The sequence below is a fragment of the Pseudomonas lurida genome, from assembly GCF_002563895.1.
Classification (GTDB): Bacteria; Pseudomonadota; Gammaproteobacteria; order Pseudomonadales; family Pseudomonadaceae; genus Aquipseudomonas; species Aquipseudomonas lurida.
In genome coordinates this window covers 4,313,971-4,330,659 of sequence record NZ_PDJB01000001.1, presented here as the reverse complement: position 1 = coordinate 4,330,659, position 16,689 = coordinate 4,313,971, and the positions used below count along the sequence as shown (strand labels likewise).

The 16,689-nt window shown below is 54.8% G+C and carries 15 protein-coding genes and 1 pseudogene; 3 read left to right on the top strand and 13 right to left on the bottom strand.

The window, feature by feature from the left end:
• Position 1: 1 nt before the first annotated feature.
• From gspK to ATH90_RS19505, 12 genes and pseudogenes are all read right to left on the bottom strand, one after another.
• The gene (gspK, locus tag ATH90_RS19560; RefSeq protein WP_098467101.1) at positions 2 to 874 is read right to left on the bottom strand and encodes a type II secretion system minor pseudopilin GspK; all 873 of its coding nucleotides are present in this window, start codon (positions 872 to 874) and stop codon (positions 2 to 4) included.
• Positions 867 to 1,469, bottom strand: a complete 603-nt coding sequence (gene gspJ, locus ATH90_RS19555) for a type II secretion system minor pseudopilin GspJ (RefSeq protein WP_098467100.1) — start codon at positions 1,467 to 1,469, stop codon at positions 867 to 869. Before gspJ ends, gspK begins: the two co-directional genes overlap by 8 nt.
• Positions 1,466 to 1,840 (bottom strand): type II secretion system minor pseudopilin GspI, encoded by a 375-nt coding sequence (gene gspI / locus ATH90_RS19550; RefSeq protein WP_098467099.1) that lies wholly within the window; start codon positions 1,838 to 1,840, stop codon positions 1,466 to 1,468. The genes gspJ and gspI overlap by 4 nt, the downstream gene beginning before the upstream one ends.
• Positions 1,824 to 2,294, bottom strand: a complete 471-nt coding sequence (gspH, locus tag ATH90_RS19545; RefSeq protein ID WP_098467098.1) for a type II secretion system minor pseudopilin GspH — start codon at positions 2,292 to 2,294, stop codon at positions 1,824 to 1,826. The genes gspI and gspH overlap by 17 nt, the downstream gene beginning before the upstream one ends.
• 1 nt (position 2,295) lies before the next feature.
• Complete coding sequence (gspG, locus tag ATH90_RS19540; RefSeq protein WP_098467097.1) at positions 2,296 to 2,730, bottom strand: type II secretion system major pseudopilin GspG; 435 nt, start codon at positions 2,728 to 2,730, stop codon at positions 2,296 to 2,298.
• A gap of 12 nt (positions 2,731 to 2,742) precedes the next feature.
• On the bottom strand, positions 2,743 to 3,957 hold the full coding sequence (gene gspF / locus ATH90_RS19535) for a type II secretion system inner membrane protein GspF (RefSeq protein WP_098467096.1): 1,215 nt from the start codon (positions 3,955 to 3,957) through the stop codon (positions 2,743 to 2,745).
• Between the two features lie 2 nt (positions 3,958 to 3,959).
• Positions 3,960 to 5,444: a type II secretion system ATPase GspE gene (gene gspE / locus ATH90_RS19530; protein WP_098467095.1), complete on the bottom strand. Its 1,485-nt coding sequence runs from the start codon at positions 5,442 to 5,444 to the stop codon at positions 3,960 to 3,962.
• Entirely contained in the window at positions 5,441 to 7,342 is a 1,902-nt protein-coding gene (gspD, locus tag ATH90_RS19525; protein ID WP_098467094.1) for a type II secretion system secretin GspD, read from the bottom strand. Before gspD ends, gspE begins: the two co-directional genes overlap by 4 nt.
• A complete protein-coding gene (locus tag ATH90_RS19520) occupies positions 7,339 to 7,818 on the bottom strand; it encodes a type II secretion system protein N (protein ID WP_244905997.1) in 480 nt (159 codons plus the stop codon). Before ATH90_RS19520 ends, gspD begins: the two co-directional genes overlap by 4 nt.
• A 68-nt stretch (positions 7,819 to 7,886) precedes the next feature.
• Complete coding sequence (locus ATH90_RS19515; RefSeq protein ID WP_098467092.1) at positions 7,887 to 8,408, bottom strand: cytochrome b; 522 nt, start codon at positions 8,406 to 8,408, stop codon at positions 7,887 to 7,889.
• Between the two features lie 66 nt (positions 8,409 to 8,474).
• Positions 8,475 to 9,959: an N-acetylglucosamine-binding protein GbpA gene (gene gbpA, locus ATH90_RS19510; protein ID WP_098467091.1), complete on the bottom strand. Its 1,485-nt coding sequence runs from the start codon at positions 9,957 to 9,959 to the stop codon at positions 8,475 to 8,477.
• Between the two features lie 652 nt (positions 9,960 to 10,611).
• A pseudogene (locus ATH90_RS19505) lies at positions 10,612 to 11,582 on the bottom strand (IS5 family transposase).
• 374 nt (positions 11,583 to 11,956) lie between these two features.
• On the opposite strand from ATH90_RS19505, the gene ATH90_RS19500 reads away from it, so the two are divergent.
• Both ATH90_RS19500 and ATH90_RS19495 read left to right on the top strand, forming a co-directional pair.
• Complete coding sequence (locus ATH90_RS19500) at positions 11,957 to 12,352, top strand: hypothetical protein (protein WP_098467090.1); 396 nt, start codon at positions 11,957 to 11,959, stop codon at positions 12,350 to 12,352.
• A gap of 515 nt (positions 12,353 to 12,867) precedes the next feature.
• Positions 12,868 to 14,328, top strand: coding sequence for a PhoPQ-activated pathogenicity-related family protein (locus ATH90_RS19495; RefSeq protein WP_098467089.1), 1,461 nt, complete (start codon positions 12,868 to 12,870; stop codon positions 14,326 to 14,328).
• Between the two features lie 759 nt (positions 14,329 to 15,087).
• Here ATH90_RS19495 and ATH90_RS19490 read toward each other — a convergent pair.
• Positions 15,088 to 16,092 carry a DUF481 domain-containing protein gene (locus ATH90_RS19490; RefSeq protein WP_098467706.1) on the bottom strand — a complete coding sequence of 335 codons (1,005 nt, stop codon included), beginning with the start codon at positions 16,090 to 16,092 and terminating at the stop codon, positions 15,088 to 15,090.
• A 178-nt stretch (positions 16,093 to 16,270) separates the two neighbouring features.
• On the opposite strand from ATH90_RS19490, the gene ATH90_RS29200 reads away from it, so the two are divergent.
• Positions 16,271 to 16,672: a hypothetical protein gene (locus tag ATH90_RS29200; protein ID WP_141537505.1), complete on the top strand. Its 402-nt coding sequence runs from the start codon at positions 16,271 to 16,273 to the stop codon at positions 16,670 to 16,672.
• Positions 16,673 to 16,689 lie beyond the last annotated feature (17 nt).

Genomic DNA, 16,689 nt, shown 5'->3' with positions numbered 1-16,689 from the left:
GCTACTCCGAAAAAAGTGATGCGGCGGCGAGAGTGCGCTGAAGCACGCTGACCTGACCGTCCTGCTCGATTCGCAACCGGCTGATCAGGCGTAACTGCCGATCACCCAGTTCTACATCCAACACCGCCTGGAAATACCGGCTGCTGACATCTAACCCCTGGGAGTTGATTTCAATCTGCTTAAGGGCTGGTGTGTCGAGAAACTCTTGGACGCTCTTGTAGCCATCGGCTGGGCGTGCCTGTACCAGGGCGATGGCCTGAGCGAGATCGAGGGCGCCAAGGCTAGCCAGTTGCTTGGCCCCGGCGGTGTTAACATTCAGCGCGCCCGGTGTGGTTCTGACCCAGGGGCGCAGCCGCTCTATGACCGCTGTGTCGACACCCTCCAGACGCATCAGCTCGCTGCAGTCGTTCCATGCCACGGGCTTGCCGTCAAACCCGAGGGATGGCGGTAGGCGTCCGGGATCATGAGAGGGCAGGCCGAGCTCTTTAAGCAAACGCTGGTAGCGCAAGCGACTGATCTGGTCGTTTGGCTTGCGCAGGGCTTGGAGGTTGAAACGTGCGCTCAAGTCTTGTAAATGGATGTGGATACGTCCGCCATCTATGTCGAAGACCGGCGTGTCGCGCGCCCAACGCTGGCCTAGGTGCACGCGCTTGGGCTCAGGTTCGTCGCGCCAGTCGTCGTGGAGTTGGCTGCGCGCCCAGGATTCGCCGCTCAGTGCCAGTTGCCACAGCTGCTGCTGCGATATCTGGCTGGAACTGCTGATCACGTTCAGCCGCTGGCGGGCGAGCATGTCACTGACGATCAGCGTTGCCAGCGATGTGATCAACAACACGCTGATCAGTGCGATGCCTCGTTGTCTGTGGATGTTAATCATGTTCTTGCTCTTTGAAACCGGACAGCAGGATCACCCGCCGCAAGTCTGGGTAACCAGGAGCGTCGAACTCCACCTCAATGGCCCGTGGCAGACTCAGCATTGCTCCGTCGATGGGCCAATTGGTGTGGTCTTGGCCTTGGGCATCGATGTAGCTCAAATGCTTAAGCCTGACCCCATCCAGTAGCGTTTGTTGTGCCGCATTGTCGGGTAGGTCGCGATCAGCCTCGGGGCTGCGGTATTGGCGTAGCCACTGTCCGCCGCTCCAGCGATGGCTGACCAGTAGCAGGTTGTTGCGCGTCTGTTGCAACGGGTTGCTCCAGCCACCCCGTACCAGTTGGATTTGTTCAGGCCCACCGATCAGGGCCTGGCGCGCCGAACTACCGTTGACCGGGTACGCGATGGCCTGGGTCAGGTCACGTTCGAAGATGCTCAGAGCCCGCTGCAGGTAACGCAGTTGGCGCTCATGCTGATGTACCCTATGGTCGGTATGTGTGATTCGCTCCAGCAGCTGGTAGCAGGCCACGCCGAGCAAACTGAAGAGAGCCAAAGCGATAAGCACTTCGAGCAAAGTAAAACCTTTCTGGCGGCGGCTCATGGGCGAGCCTCCACGTAACCCACCAGGCGTGCGCGTTGCCGGGGCGTGGGCGCATTGGTGGAGACCTCGAGTATGATTTTGAGCAAGCGCGGATCGGGTGCCGTGACGGTTTCGCAACTCAGCAGCCAGTCACGTCCGGCGAAGAGGATCGGTTCCTGCTGCTGGTTCTGCACCTCGCGCATGCCCGCGCGCAACTCGTTGAGGCGGTTGTCCGCCAGCCACTGCGCCAGGGTGCGTTCGTTGAGGCTGGCGCTGTTGCCGATCAGGTGTTCGGTGGCGCTGTAGAGCGACAAAGACAACACGGCGAAGATAGCCAGTGCGACCATCACCTCCAGCAGCGTGAAGCCTGCCTGTTTATTGGACCGGTGCAAGCTGCACCTCCTGGATACCATCGCTGGACAATGACAGCAGGGGCTGCCGGCGATACTCGAGCAATAGGCTGAAGGGCGAGATCTGATCGTTGGCCAGTACCAATAGTTGCGGCCGCGTATCTCGGCCCTGCGGTTGCGGATCTTGCAGATTTAGGCGCAACTCGTCTGGAAGTGAGTGCTCTTTAAAACGCTTATCCGTCTGCCATTGGCCGTTGTGGTCAAGGGTCAGCACCCCATAGTGCCCAGGTTCCAGGCGCAGCCCGTGACTGATGTTATTCAGTGCTGCATCTTCACGCAGCAAGCCAATAAGGTTCTGCAGGCGTTCGGCCTCGCGCCGGGCATTTCTCGCGCTGGGGTCGCTTTGTACCAACCCTACAAGGCTGGCCAGCAAGCCGATGATTATCATGACGACCAGCAGCTCGAGCATGGTGAAGCCCGCCATTGACTTGCGCATCTTAAGGCTCCCAGTTGCCGATGTCGGCATTTGTCCCATCGCCCCCGTTGCGACCGTCGGCACCGAAGGAGTAAAGGTCGTAGGCTGAGTCCTTGCGGCCGGGGGCGAGGAACTGATAAGGGCTTCCCCACGGGTCCTTGGGCAATCGCTTGAGGTAGCCGTCGGGGCTCCAATTACGTGCTTCTGGCACACCTGTCGGTTTTTTAGTCAGGGACTCGAGGCCTTGTTGAGTCGAGGGATAGTGGTGGTTATCTAGTTTGTAGATTTCCAGTGCCGTTGCGATGGCCTTGATATCGCTGCGGGCGGCGGTGATTTTGGCTTGGTCCGGCCGGCTCATAATTTGCGGGACGACAAGGGCGGCCAGGATACCGAGGATCACGACGACTACCATGATTTCGATCAGGGTGAAGCCGCGCTGGCGGGAAGCATTGCGCATGGTAAGTGCTCTTCAGTTTATGAGTTGATTGAGGTTGAGAATTGGCATCAGGATTGCCAGAACGATCACCAGCACGCTGGCTCCCATGAACACCAGCATCGCTGGCTCGAACAGGCCCACCAGCATGGCGATGCCGTTGGACAGCTGCGTCTGCTGCTGATGGGCGGCGCGTTCGAGCATATTGTCGAGCTCTCCCGAGCGCTCGCCGCTGGCGATCATGTACAGCATCATCGGGGGAAAATCGCCGCTGCGCTCTAGGGCCCGGGTCAGCCCACTGCCTTCGCGCACGGCGCGTGCCACGTCTTGCATGCGTGCGCGGATTTGCTGATTGGCGACTACCTCAGCGGAGATTTTCAAGGCGTCGACCAAGGGCACGCCGCTGCGTCCGAGAATCGCCAGGGTGCTTACAAAACGGGTGCTGTTGCTGGCTTGGATGACCCGTCCAATCAGGGGTAGGCGCAGCTGTATCTGGTGCCAGCGCAGAACGTAGGAGGGGTTGCGCAGTGCCATGCGCAAGCCAGCAGTGACGCTACCCAGCACCAGGATCAGGACCACGCCGTAATCTCGGACAAAGTCGCTGGTCGCAATCAGGCCACGGGTCAACACCGGCAACTGCTGGCCACTGTCGATGAACACCTTGACCACATCAGGTACTACGAAGCTGAGTAGGAAACCGACGATGCTAAAGGCCGCAAGCATCAAGATGCTCGGATAGAGCATGGCCAGTTGTAGCTGTTGACGGGCGGCGTGCCGGGCTTCGGTGTAGTCGGCCAGTTGCGTCAGTACTTGGGCTAGATGCCCTGCACGTTCGCCGGCGGCCACCGTGGCTCGGTACATCGATCCAAAGGCACGTGGATAATCGCCCATGGCTCGCGCCAGGTCATGCCCCTCCAGCACCCGTGCGCGCACCGCTAGCATCATGCTTTTCTGTGAGCGCGCGCTGCATTGGGCGGCTACGGCGGCAAGTACTTCCTCTAATGGCAGAGCGGCCTGGACCAGGGTTGCCAACTGGCGGGTGAGGAGGGCCAGTTGTGCCGCGCCGAGGCGTTGCCCGTGAGGTTGTGGGGGGCCAGCGTGATTCTTTTGCCCACGGGCTGGCTTGACTTGCAGGGCGATCAGGTTACGTTCGCGAAGCAACTGACGGGCTTGTCGGGGGCTGTCGGCCTCCAGTACGCCGCGACTTTTGCGTCCGGTGTTGCACATGGCGAGGTATTCGTAGGCGGCCACGATCAATGCTCCCGGGTAACGCGCAGGAGTTCTTCGACGCTCGTGACACCTTGTAGCACCTTGTCCCGACCGTCGGCGAACAGGCTGTGGACATGCTGGCGCGCATAGTGGGCCAAGGCGGCCTCTCCAGCCCCTTCGTGGATCAGTTGGCGTAGCGGCTCGTCGAACAACACCAACTCGTAGATGCCTTGGCGATCACGATAACCGCTGTGCTGGCAGCTCGGGCAACCGACCGGGTGATAAATAATTGGGGGCTGTAGCGGATCTAGGCTCAATCGGCGGCAGGCAGTAGCGTCGGCGGGTGCGGCGCTTTTGCAATCCTGACAGAGCACCCGTACCAGGCGTTGGGCTATTACCCCCAGCAGTGAGGTGCATAACAGAAAGGGTTCGATACCCATATCCAGCAAACGGGTGACAGAGCCCAAGGCGCTGTTGGAGTGCAGGGTGGACAGCACCAGGTGACCGGTGAGGGATGCTTGCACCGCGATGTCAGCGGTTTCCCGGTCGCGGATTTCCCCGACCATGATCACGTCTGGGTCCTGCCGCAGGATGGCACGCAGGCCGCGGGCGAAGGTCATGTCGACCTTGGTGTTAACTTGGGTCTGGCCGATACCGGCCAGGTGATATTCCACCGGATCTTCGATGGTCATGATGTTGCGCGTCTGGTTGTTCAGGCTGCTGAGTCCGGCGTAGAGCGTCGTAGTCTTACCGGAACCGGTAGGCCCCGTGACCAGCAAAATGCCGTGGGGACGTTGCAGGGCGTCTTCCAGTTTGATCCGGGTCGCCTCGGTCATGCCCAGCCGACTCAGGTTCAAGCGCCCGGCCTGTTTGTCGAGCAGACGCATTACTACCCTCTCGCCGTAGGCAGAAGGCAAGGTAGAGAGCCGCACATCAACGTCATGCCCGCCAATGCGCAGGGCAATGCGCCCGTCTTGGGGGATGCGCTTCTCGGCGATATCGAGTTTGGACATGACTTTGAGCCGTGATACCAGTAGACCTGCCAGCTCTCGGCGTGGACGCAGTACCTCGCGCAGCATTCCGTCGACGCGCAGGCGCACGCTAAGGTGTTGTTCGAAGGTCTCCAAGTGGATGTCAGAAGCTTTGATCTTGACCGCCTCGCCGAGGATCGCGTTGATCAGGCGAATGATCGGCGCGTCGTCTTCTTGCTCCAGCAGGTCGGTGATCTGCGGCAGCTGTTCGGCCAGGCTGGCAAGGTCGTCCTCGCCGGCGATCTGGTCGCCTAGGCCTTCTGCCATTTGCATGGCGTCGTCGCGCCCATCGCGGTATTGGGTGGCGAGCCGCTCGGCAAACTGTTCGGCGTCGATTATCTGATGGCTCGCCAGCGGACCATGGCAACGCTGGATCTCAGCGAGGATTTCCATCGACGTGCCAGGCCGGCAGAACAAATGCAGGCCATCATCGTGCGGTTCCAAAAGGACACCATGGCGCTTGGCAAAGCCGAAGGGCAGGCGGACGTTCGAAGTCATCGGCGAGGCTCGTTTGCGCGCAGGTCGATGGCAGGATCCCGATGCTCAGGATCGAATAGCTGGCGTGAGTCGGCGGGTAGGACCAGAGCTTTGCCGCTGTCGTTGCTGTTGCGCGACTGGCGCAAGCTTTTGTATTTGCGTTCGCTGATGCTGGCGCCGTCGCTGTTGGTACGCAGCAAGGTTGGGCGCAGGAAAATCATCAGGTTGGTTTTCTCGGTAACATCCTTGGTGCTGGTGAAGAGCCAGCCAAGCAGGGGAATGTCGCCCAGCAGCGGCACTTTGCTCACCTGAGTCTTGACGTTGTCCCGAATCAACCCCCCGAGCACAATGATCTGACCATCGTTGGCAAGGATGGTGCTTTTTACCGATCGCTTGTTGGTGATGACGTCGCTTGTAGTAATGCCGGGCGGGGCGCTAGCCAGTTCCGAGCTCTCTTGCTCGACCTTCAGGCGCAGAGTGTTACCCTCGTTGATGTGCGGCGTCACTTTGAGGGTTACCCCGATATCCTTGCGCTCCACGGTGGTGAAGGGGTTGCTCGCGCCTGCGGTATTGGTGGTATACGAACCCGTCTGGAACGGTACGTTCTGGCCAACCAGGATTTCCGCCGCTTCGTTGTCCAGCGTGAGCAGGCTCGGAGTGGACAGTAGGTTGTTCTTGGAATCACTGGACAGGGCTGTGACCAATGCACTGAAGTTATCTGAGCCAATACGCAGAACTGCACCGTCCGGCAGCGTGACGCTCTTTTCCTTGCTTTGGGTCAGCAGGCTGCCGATCGACAGGCCTGTGCCACCAAAGTTGCTGGTGCCATTGGCGTTGCCCGCGCGCGCCGCCCATTGCACGCCTAGCGCTTCGTTAATGTCGCCGCTGACTTCGACGATGGCCGCTTCCACCAGCACCTGGGCCCGTGGCTGGTCCAGCTCTGTGATGATTGTGCTGAGCATGCTCAGTTGGGCCGGATCGGCCATCAGCACTAAGGCGTTCTGGCCTTCGTCGGCGCTCACCAGGACCGAGCTGCCGCTGCCCTTGGTTTCACCGCCGCTACGATTGCCGTCCTCCAGACGCTTGCCGATGCCGTCGAGCAGTTTCGACAGCTGCTTGGCATCGCTGTGGTGCAGTCGTACCACACGCGTGCTGTCATTGGCATTGCTCGGCACATCTATGGCTTTGATCAAGTTAGACATGCGCTGGCGGGTCTGAGCTGTGCCTGCGAGGATCACCTGGTTGCTGCGGGTGTCACCGACGGCCTTGGCGTTGCTGGGGCCGTTGCCGGTCTGGCTGATGCTTTCGTTCAGGGTCCTGGCCACATCGCTGGCCCAAGCGTGCTTGAGGGGGACCGTGCTGAACGAGTGGTTGCCGGCTTGATCCAGTTCACTGACCACTTGGCGGATACGCTCGACGTTGCTGGCGCTGTCAGAAATGACCAGGGCGTTGGAGCTGGTCGAAGGCGCGACATAGGCGTCCTCGCCTACCAATGGACGGATGACTGCGGAGATTTCCGCGGCGTTAGCGTCTCGTAGGTCCAAAACTTGGGTCACGAACTCATCGCCTGAGCGTTGGCTTGACTTGGTCTTCGCTTCCACTGCTGGCATTATCAGTACTCGATCACCCTGGTCCAAGGCGGCGAAACCCTGGCTGCGCAGCACGGTGAGGAACAGTGAGTAAATACCGTCCTTGTCCAGTGCGCTGGACGATTGCACGCTGACCTTGCCTTGCAGGCGAGGGTCAACCACCAGCGTCTTGCCGGTGATTTCACCGACTTCGCTGACTAGGTCGCGCAGTTCGGCATCCTGCATGTTCAACGTCCACAGGCGTTGGGTAGTGAGGGCGGCGCTGCTGGGCGTGGCGTTCAACAGGATACTAATACAGAGTAAGGCGCTTGCAATCCGGGGCGGTTTCATGGGGTGTTCTCTATCGCTTGCAGGAGGGTTGTAGATTTTCGGGCGGCAATCTTGAGTAGCGTTCCCTGAGGCTTGAGCAGGCGTAGTTCACGCCCGGGTAACAGCAGGTAGTGCTCACGGCCGGCTCGCATTACCACGATCTCGTGGTTGCCGATGCTCTTGAGCCGAGCTCCATCGGGCAAGCGATCACCAGGCGAATAGAAGGCCGCGGTGTCGGCATACTGGATCAGGGCTCTAGATTGCTCGGGCTGATTGCCCTGCATGCTGGCGAGGAGTTTCAAAGGCTCGCTAACGGGTGAGCTGTCGAATTCGACCGATACTGCGCCAAAGGCTTTGGCGATGTTTTGATCGTCCAAGGGTGCGGGCAGCACCTTTTCGACTGGTGTGGTGGCCAGTGTGTCAGCTAGCGATTGGCCCGCTACCCGGTGCACGTAGGTCCAGCTTTCAACACTCAAAGAGGTCAGCCAGAGGCTCAAAGCAACCAAACCTGCCGGTAGAAGGTAACGTTGCGCTGAACCACGTGGACGCCATGAGACAGTCATATTCATGGGCGCTTTGGTAGCATGCGTTTGAGCACATCATGTCCGCGTAGCTGATGGTGAATCGCCGCCGAGATATGGCCGGCGACCAGCAAGGCCAGGACGAGGCAGATGCCCTGGTGAAGTGCTTTGAAAAAACTAATGGTCTGCTGGTTCTGCAAGGGGGCGGGAAGCTGCAGGCCGAACAAATCAATCGGGCGAGACATCATCAGTACACCGCTGAACAGCGCGGTGCCGAGGAAGACCAATAGCGCGGAGTGCCCGATAAGGATCAGTATCTGCCTGCCGGGGTTTAGATTGGTGGGCAATGCCGGCGCGGGATGGTTTATGAGGTAGAACAGTCGCAGGAAGAAAAGCGGCACTAGTAAGGTGGTCAGCGAGACATTGATAAAACCGATAGCCTGTTGGATCTCTGGGGCCGGTTGTCGCAGGGCGTTGGCGTAGCCACTGATCGTTGCCCACATTACTGTCACGGCGAACAGCCAGTACAGCAGCCGCCGGGGTCTTGAGTAGTAAAGGTGGTTCATGCGTGTTTCCAATACGGGTAACGCGGCACCCGAGGCGCCGCGTTACGGTAGGCAGTTTATGGATGATTACTTGCGAGTCCAGGCCATGTTCCAGTGGCTGCCAGTGCCCGGTTCGAACTGAGTGGCGTTAGAGCTCCACTGCACGCAGTAGCCGCTGTAAGGGAACGGCTTGCACTCATAGACGTTGCCATCCTTGGACTTAACCTTGGTTCCTGCCTTATAGCTGCGCAGACCTTCTGGGAAGACAAAGTCGTATTCACCACCAGCCACTTCCTCAGCCTTGAGCGTGATGCGCTGGCTCTGTTGCAGTAACTCGTTCTTCTGCGAGGTAGCTACGACCACTACGTCGTACTCGCCTGAGCTCACATTGCGCAGCGGAATGGAGAGGTGTGGGTTGTTGTTGCCCGATGCAGCTTGTTGATGAGCGATGCTTTCACCCTTGCCATTGAAGACAGTGGCAGCGATGGTGTATTCGCCGCCCAGTGCGATAGCGTTGAAATGCAGCTCAGCGGCGCCGCCCTTCAGGGGGTACTCAGCCTGAAGACCAGAAAGCTTCAGCGTGCCAATGACGCTCGGCCGGTCTTTCTGGATTTCAACCCTCACCACATCACTCTTGTTCTTGGCATACAGAGTGTTCTTGCCGTAGTTGGGCACGACTTCGTCGTTGGCGTTGAGTTCGCCTACTACATAACCAGCATTGGCTTTGTTGACCTGTTGGGCCAACAGGAACGGCCAGGTATTGGCCTGGGCCTTCTCAACGGTATCGATGTTCAGTTGAGTCTGGCGGTTCGGTTGCTCGCCTGCAGCGGTGAACACACGAGTGCGGACTTTGTCGCCGACACTCAGTTGCTCAGGCTGGATCGCGCCGAGCGAATTCCAGGTTGGAACCGGCGCGACATCGCCGTCGATGTTCACGTCAATGACTTGGTAGAAGGTGGCGGAGGTGTCGGAGACCTTCCAAGTAGCAAGGATTACGTGGTAACCGCTGTGGTCGGACGGGATGTTGACCTTGTGCTTGGTATTGCCAGCGGCAGGTGGGCGAACGCCGCCAGCGTTTTCATTCAGCAGTGGCTTGAGTTCGAACGAGTCGCGGGTCAGCGGCTGATTTGGGTTCCAGTTTTTCTTGGTGATGTAGAACTGGTAGTAGGCACTGGCGTGACCGGCAGTGTAGTGCCAAACGAATTCATTCATGCCTGGCTTGATCGTGGTTTTCTGCCAACGAGTTGCAGTTTGCTCGTTGAGTTGGCCGTAGCTGTTGATGCCTCCTGACGCGATGGCTCCATTTGCCGGGCCGCACTGAGTGAAGTCACCAGAGCAGTACTGGCTAGGGTAGTGCTGATTCACCGAGGTCGAGTATTCAACACTTTGTGGTTCGTAGGCGACAGTACCGCAGTCACGGTTGAGGTTTCCGCCCGAAGCGGCACACATGAAGGACCGGGATTTCGGACTTTCGACATAAGCGTGGGCAAAGGCCTGCTGGCTTGCCAGGGAAGCGAGGGTGATGATGACCGACGCCAGCGCAAGTTTGGTTTTATCGTTATGCTTAGACATATTCTTCCTGCTAATTTAAAAGCTTGATTCTGGATAGGAGAGAGTTAGAGTTGATTCATTCTGTGCGCATGAAGACCCTCTGAGTGCTTGGTGATTGGGAGAGTGTTTTTTAGGTCCGCGCGCCCCAGGGCGCGTCGTGAGGTACGCTTTGATAAGAAAATTTTTGATTAGACAGTAATTAAGCTAGTGGCAAGTTTTCGATTGCATTGCCGGGAATGGAATTAGACGCGTAGCGTGTGTTCATGATTGTACACATCTCTGACTTTTAGCTTGGGCACTCGCTGCAGCGCCGAAGTCTGTGGAAAATCGAATTAAAGTATATGGTATTGCAATGCTTGAACCATTCCGGCAGCCCTTGTGAGAGACCTGTTAGAATAAATCAACGTCAGGGCGAGCGGCATTAATATTTTTATTTATAATTATTTATAATATTATTGGATCCTTGTAGGTCTTGAGTGGGTGCTTGGCGTCGAGGGTTGGAATTTAATAATTATTAAAATATCCTAAGGTAATGTCTGAAGTAGGCCGCTATTATTCGACTGCGGGGCCATGGGCGCTTTCAAAAAAATGCAGCCGTTCAAATCGATCAAGTCTTGTGCCTATCCAACCCATTTTTGCCGCTGAACGCGCCTCGCAGCAGCTATTTACCTCATTAGGGGCGCACCTCTCCTGCGCTTGAGAGTAAATGTCGACGCGCCATCGACAGGTTCGATAGAGCGCACAGCGTTACAATCTGGGCCGTATTTTTTACGAAGTCTCGAAAGCGCACTTTCGTCTAACCAAACTGACGCTTGAACACCCGAAACGGATGCTCAACCTTGGCATGAACCTGAGCTTTGTCTCCCTCGATCTTGCGTATCGCTTTGTACAGCACGCTGCGTTTCTCCGTTTCTTGTAGGTGCTACGCCGGGCTGTAATCTGCCAGATGACTTGGCATCCCGCTTGCTCTTCGCGCTTCTCGACACTGGTATAGCCTGAATCGGCGCAGACCAGGTTCTCGGTGCCGTGTGGCAGTTCATCAACTCAGGTTAGATCCGCGACGTTGGCCGCAGTGACCACCACGCTGTGCTGCAGTCCCGAGTCATCGTCGACACCAATGTGTGCTTTGGCACCGAAGTAATACTGATTGCCCTTCTTCGTCTGGTGCATTTACGGGGCGCGTTTTCCGTCTTTGTTCTTGGTCGAACTGGGCGCATGAATCAGTGTGGCATCGACGATGGTGCCTTCTCGCAATAGCAAGCCACGGTCGCCGAGATAGCCATTGATAACGCAAAGAAAGCCATTGTCCAACTCGTGCTTTTCCAGCAGGCGACGGAAGTTGAGGATGGTGGTTTCGTCCGGGATTCACTCCAGGCTCAGGCCGGCAAACTGGCGCACGATTGTCGTCTCGTACAGCGACTCTTCCATCGCCGGATCACTGTAACCAAACCAGTTCTGCATGGGATGGGTCAGCAGCGTCGCCATCAACGGATACGCTGGACGACCGTCTTCGCCGTCCGAGTGCTGGGGCTAGATCAGGGCGATCAAACCCTTCCAGAGCACTACCCGATCCATCTCGATCAAGAACAGTTCCTTGCGGGTCTGCTTGCGCTTACCGGTGTACTCGATGTGGGCGAAGGTCATTTGCTTCGTCATCAAACATCTTGGCGATTGGTGTTCGGGGATTTTGCCAAATCAGGAAGTCTTTTTCAGAGTTCCCCTAGAGGGGGAGGTCAGGATGGCAGGCGGTCTGAGTCTGGTCTAAGGCTCAAGTGATTACGGCGAGATAGGCAAGCTCTGCGCGGAGGCGGTCGGGTCCATTTGGTCGCGTTTTGGTAAGCGACGCGTCACTGCCGGGAGCACCCAGCTTCAAGGTTTTTGTTAAAGACGCCGGCCTCAGTGATTCACCTTGGTTTAGTTTTGGTTTATGAGAATTTTAAATTATTAATAACTGGCCCAATTGGGCGCGATGCTGCGCACAATAAGCAATATTGAGAGTCGCGCGGAGCGGAGCTGATATGGGAAAGTATGCGGCAACAACCAGCAGTAGGCGGTATAAAAATCGCCAGCGATATATTGGTTTATTGTTATTGGCAGTCGTTGCTTACGCAAGCATGAATTACATAAGCTTTTTAACTGGCTCGCACAGTGTCGTGCACCACGTTAAGAACGTTGTTTGTGTATTGTTGCTGACGGTTGCGATAATAATCTTATATGCGCTACAAGAACTCAATAGGGCTAAATACAAAAACTCAACCAATGTGCTGGCGGTTATTTATAGAAGTGTCACGACGATTACCTTGTTTGTTGCGGTAGTTGTCTGGCTCAAACCCGGGACAACGATTGTCGGGGTTTTTTATCTTTTGTCGCTGATTGTTTATTTCGAGCCTCTGATAAAACCCTATCAAGACTAAAGTTTTTCAGTGATCTCTAATTGATAAATTAAAGCATTAAATAGGAATGTGCGTATAGGTCATGTACTCACCTATTTTGGGGCGCACTCTACAGGTATGGGTGACTGCAACGTGTTTTTGCGGATACTAATTTTCATTTTAGTTTCGTAGCGCTTTTTGTGTATTAACTGCTCGTTGCCGGTCTGATATATGAGAGGTCATGTGCTAGGCTGGATTTATTAATGCTGTGGCTTGGAAGTGCCTCGTATATGTCTTCTTTTATTGGGAGTTGTTGTTTCTGTGATCGACCTGGGACGTACGCTGTCTTATTAACAGTGACTGGGGGAAAAGTATGTTTACTGAATCAGATAGTATGTGATCTTGAACAGCCTCGCCTTGGGAATGGGCCGCAGTATTTCTGTGAGACTTGCATGTGGGCTGTCGAGGACTCTTTACGAGCGACCGCTTTCCACATCAAATCAGAGCGCAGACGTTGAACAGGGCAGCTACATTCCGAACTCTGATATGAGACAGTAATGCCCAAGTTCCTACGTCATGCATCAATGCAGTCACCCGTCATGATTTCCGCTGGTTGTAAAGTTTCCGCCACGCCAGATAGCCGGATGGAATGTTTTCAAAACAGCGGCCAGGACTTCGCCAAAGTGTTGAGTTGCTACAAGCAAAGCGAGGCGAGTCATCCGCTGGAATATACCCGGCTGGACCTAACGATGTTTGCGGGCGTTGAGCTAAGACGTTTTGAATTGAAGTCTCAATGCTGGACGGGGCATGGCTTCGCCAGTCCTGTCAGTTGGAGCCATACTATCGATATTTACATTCCCCGGACTGCGGTACGTGGCCAGGCTATTCTGGTCGCCAACAACGGAACCAACGTGGTAAGGCCTGGAAAACCCAAGCAAGTGCCAACGGACTTTACCGAAGATATGCTGTTGTCGGTCGCTCGCCAGACACAGACAATTGTGGTCTCCGTGAGCGATGTTCCTAACCAGTGCTTGACCTATAGCGACGACGGGGTTTCGCGACGTGAAGACGACAGCGTGGCCCACAGTTGGAAGTTGTTTTTGCAACAGCCTGAGGCGCGTCCTTTTGTGTCGTTGCATATTCCTATGATGCAGTCGCTGGTCAAGGCAATGGACTTGGCGCAGGAGGAACTGAAACTCTGGGAAGTCAACAGGTTCATCGTCTCTGGTGCGTCCAAGCGCGGCTGGGCCGTATGGTTGGCCGCGTTGGAAGATACGCGAGTGAGTGCGATTGCTCCCTTCGCCATTGATATCCTCAACACCCGAGCGGTCTTGCAGCACACCTACAACGCTTTTGGGAAAACCTGGCCATTGGCGTTCAATGCTTACTTCCAGGCCGGCATTACTCAGCAGCTGGATACTGCTGGCTTCGCGAAGCTGATGAAGATAGAAGACCCTTTACTCACTACGCAGCAGCGCCGGCTGAGTATTCCAAAATACATCGTGAATGCCAGCAGTGATGACTTTTTCTTACCCGACAACGCACGTTTTTACTTTGATGCACTGCCCGGTGAAAAGATGTTGCGCGTTGTGCCTAATTCCAGCCACTACGGGATTAAAACATTTATCGAAAACTCGTTGGTGACCTTCACTAACCGCATGCAACAACAACGTCCGTTGCCTGTTTTGAACAGCGTCGTACACCTCGCCAGTACAGGAGCGAACCTTGCCATCAGTTTCTCGGAGCCCCCGGTAAAACTGGTGCAATGGCGTGCGCAGAATCCCCACAATCGTGACTTTCGCCTAACTTGCGGCATTTGTTACGAGGCCACCGAGCTGAATGTGCCGCCGGGCAAAGAGCTAAACGTCAGCCTGCGTAATCCGGACATAGGCTGGAGCGCCACGTATGTTGAGGCAACGATGACTGACGGCTTGGTACTCAGCACTCCGGTGCAGGTCTTACCCGATGTCTACCCCAACACGATGCCTCATCAAATCGAGCCTGCTTGCAAAACTTAATGGATGTATCGCGCGGTTGAGTAAGCATCCAACAGCAGCCTATGGCTTATTAGGTACTTGGACCCATCCTGAAAAAGGATTAAGTGTTGGGCGTTTAGTCTTCAGGAGTTAGTAGTATCTATAGGGGGGGCGGTGGAAGTTTAATGGACGCGACTTAAAATTTTCGTTGGTGTCTGAAAATCGGGGCGAGTGAACATACCCGTTTTTCTTGAGGTCGCTCGACCAGGAGTTGCGTTGACGATGTGCGGTTCTGACCGAAGCGGGTGACTCGGGTCTGATTGTTGTTGATCTACATAGTGGCAGCGCAAAACGCGTGCTGGATGGGCATGGCTCGGTGAGTGCAGGGACTGAGAGAAATCGTGCTCAGGGTACATTCGATAAAGGCACCTTGCGCCAGGGGGTGTTTAAATGCTGACCCGCTGGGAGTCAGCCTGGATGATGAATAGCTATACTTCAGAACTTTAAAGTGGCTCGGGTCCAGGATTCGTATTGCTGACTTGATTGCAACGACAATGAAGCCGGAGCAACTGTGATCCTACTCTACCGCCGACGGGGGGGCGCACTTAATGGACGCACAAAAGAATATGCATTCTCCGACTTGGCCAGTGACCCGATACATGTGCGCAGCCCCAATGGGCGTATCGATATCTTGGTCGTCAACTCGTGCTTGCCCCCCCCAAGCAAAGTGGTTATACCATTCAGTGTAAACCTCACGCGATAACCTCTATTGTTTCTTTTAAACCGACCCGGTTCTAGAGATTACCAACTCACGCCGAAACCAGCAGTATAACGGGTCTTCGCGAAGCTTTCTTGGTTGGCAGAGTTGAAAAATGTGTGATCTGCTTTAATATTCAACGCCCCCCAATCAGTCAATTTGTACCGCAGGCCAGTTTCGGAAAATAACAGATAGCCGCCGTCCCCGGCAAACTGTTTACGTATTTCACCATTAGCAAAGAGCTCAATTCGTTTGCCAATTAAATAAAGATTGTAGTCAGTGCCTATCGCTGCAAAATTATCTTGACCTTTATCATTGTTTTTTAATCTGTAGTCAACTTTGACAAGTAGTGTCTTCAGGGAAAGTGCGCCAAGCTCATCTTCCCAGAATTGATAGCCCGGCCCAGTCCCAAACGCAATCTGTCGAGTCGGGTCATCAACTTTGTCTTGCTGATAAAATAAACGACCTTGCCAAAACCATTGTTGGGTCAAAAAATGGTCGAGTGCATAGGTGATGCCCCAGTTATTAGTTGCGGGCGTACGTGCTTTAACTTCTCGATTATATTCTCCCTTGAGGCCATGGCGCCACATACCATCGCGAACGGTAACATTATAGTCGATATCATATTTGTCGGAATCTCTTTCTTCGCGCTTATAGTCCAACGCGACATCCACATTGCCCTTCCAGGATAATTCGTGCGCCATTGAGACTGGCTTCATGATCTGATGAATGTTTTTTAACTCTACGGTTTGTGGCGTTTGTCCTTGAACCAAGGTCACTTTGCCTGCGTCTGCTGCCTTCAGAGAACTTATCTTTCCGCCAGTGTAGGTATCTTGCTCGACAAGCAATCCTGTGTCACTTTCCAGAGTCTTCACCTGTTTCCAATTGATGGGTATAGCGCCCGCATATACAGTTTGGATCAATAACTTGCTGCCGTCGAACAGGATTATTTTGCCACTCAGACGGTCGCCGTTATCCAGCCAGACTGTATCGGCATATGAAGAAGCAGCAGGGACAAGAGCGAAAAGCAATAACCCATAGCGCAACATAAAAAACCTCATACCCCACAATGTAATAGCCATTAATTTCGAAGGCGTCCTTGCACAGCCCATGTAGCACTTTTATGAATGGTATTAGAGTAAGATACTTTCTTGGGTCTGGCATATTTATAATAATTATTAAATTCTATTAGTGCTCAAAGCGCGCTATAAAGAAAGGGTTTTTTACATGGGAAAAATCATGAAGAGCTTTTGGAAATTTATTGTGCCTTTGGTTTTGGCGAGTTTAACAGGATGCGGACCAAGTTATTATTATAAATATTCACCTCCCAAAACCACGAAGGGAATAGGCTGCGTCCAGAGTTGCAAGGATACACGCAATCAATGCAGGCAAGCAGCTGAACTCGAACGCAGAAGCGAGCGAGAGTTGGCCCTTGTCAATCAAAGAAATTACCAGTCTTGTGCGGTAGGCCGAAGTAAAAGCGACGTAAAGAAATACTGCGACTCTAATGGTGGTGGCTTTGACCATTACAGCTCCAGCCAATTCTCCCAAACGTCATGCGAAGATGACTTCAATCAATGCTTTGAAATATGCGGCGGAACGATCGAAAAAATTTTGGAAAGACTTTAAACTATTAATTGAGAGTG

Excerpts from the sequence above, each read along its gene's own strand:
- gspJ (WP_098467100.1), bottom strand. The coding sequence starts at position 1,469 with ATGAGCCGCCGCCAGAAAGGTTTTACTTTGCTCGAAGTGCTTATCGCT.
- gspG (WP_098467097.1), bottom strand. The coding sequence starts at position 2,730 with ATGCGCAATGCTTCCCGCCAGCGCGGCTTCACCCTGATCGAAATCATG.
- gspD (WP_098467094.1), bottom strand. The coding sequence starts at position 7,342 with ATGAAACCGCCCCGGATTGCAAGCGCCTTACTCTGTATTAGTATCCTG.
- ATH90_RS19500 (WP_098467090.1), top strand. The coding sequence starts at position 11,957 with ATGGGAAAGTATGCGGCAACAACCAGCAGTAGGCGGTATAAAAATCGC.
- ATH90_RS19515 (WP_098467092.1), bottom strand. The coding sequence starts at position 8,408 with ATGAACCACCTTTACTACTCAAGACCCCGGCGGCTGCTGTACTGGCTG.
- gspH (WP_098467098.1), bottom strand. The coding sequence starts at position 2,294 with ATGCGCAAGTCAATGGCGGGCTTCACCATGCTCGAGCTGCTGGTCGTC.
- ATH90_RS19490 (WP_098467706.1), bottom strand. The coding sequence starts at position 16,092 with ATGTTGCGCTATGGGTTATTGCTTTTCGCTCTTGTCCCTGCTGCTTCT.
- gbpA (WP_098467091.1), bottom strand. The coding sequence starts at position 9,959 with ATGTCTAAGCATAACGATAAAACCAAACTTGCGCTGGCGTCGGTCATC.
- ATH90_RS29200 (WP_141537505.1), top strand. The coding sequence starts at position 16,271 with ATGGGAAAAATCATGAAGAGCTTTTGGAAATTTATTGTGCCTTTGGTT.
- gspE (WP_098467095.1), bottom strand. The coding sequence starts at position 5,444 with ATGACTTCGAACGTCCGCCTGCCCTTCGGCTTTGCCAAGCGCCATGGT.
- gspK (WP_098467101.1), bottom strand. The coding sequence starts at position 874 with ATGATTAACATCCACAGACAACGAGGCATCGCACTGATCAGCGTGTTG.
- ATH90_RS19495 (WP_098467089.1), top strand. The coding sequence starts at position 12,868 with ATGCCCAAGTTCCTACGTCATGCATCAATGCAGTCACCCGTCATGATT.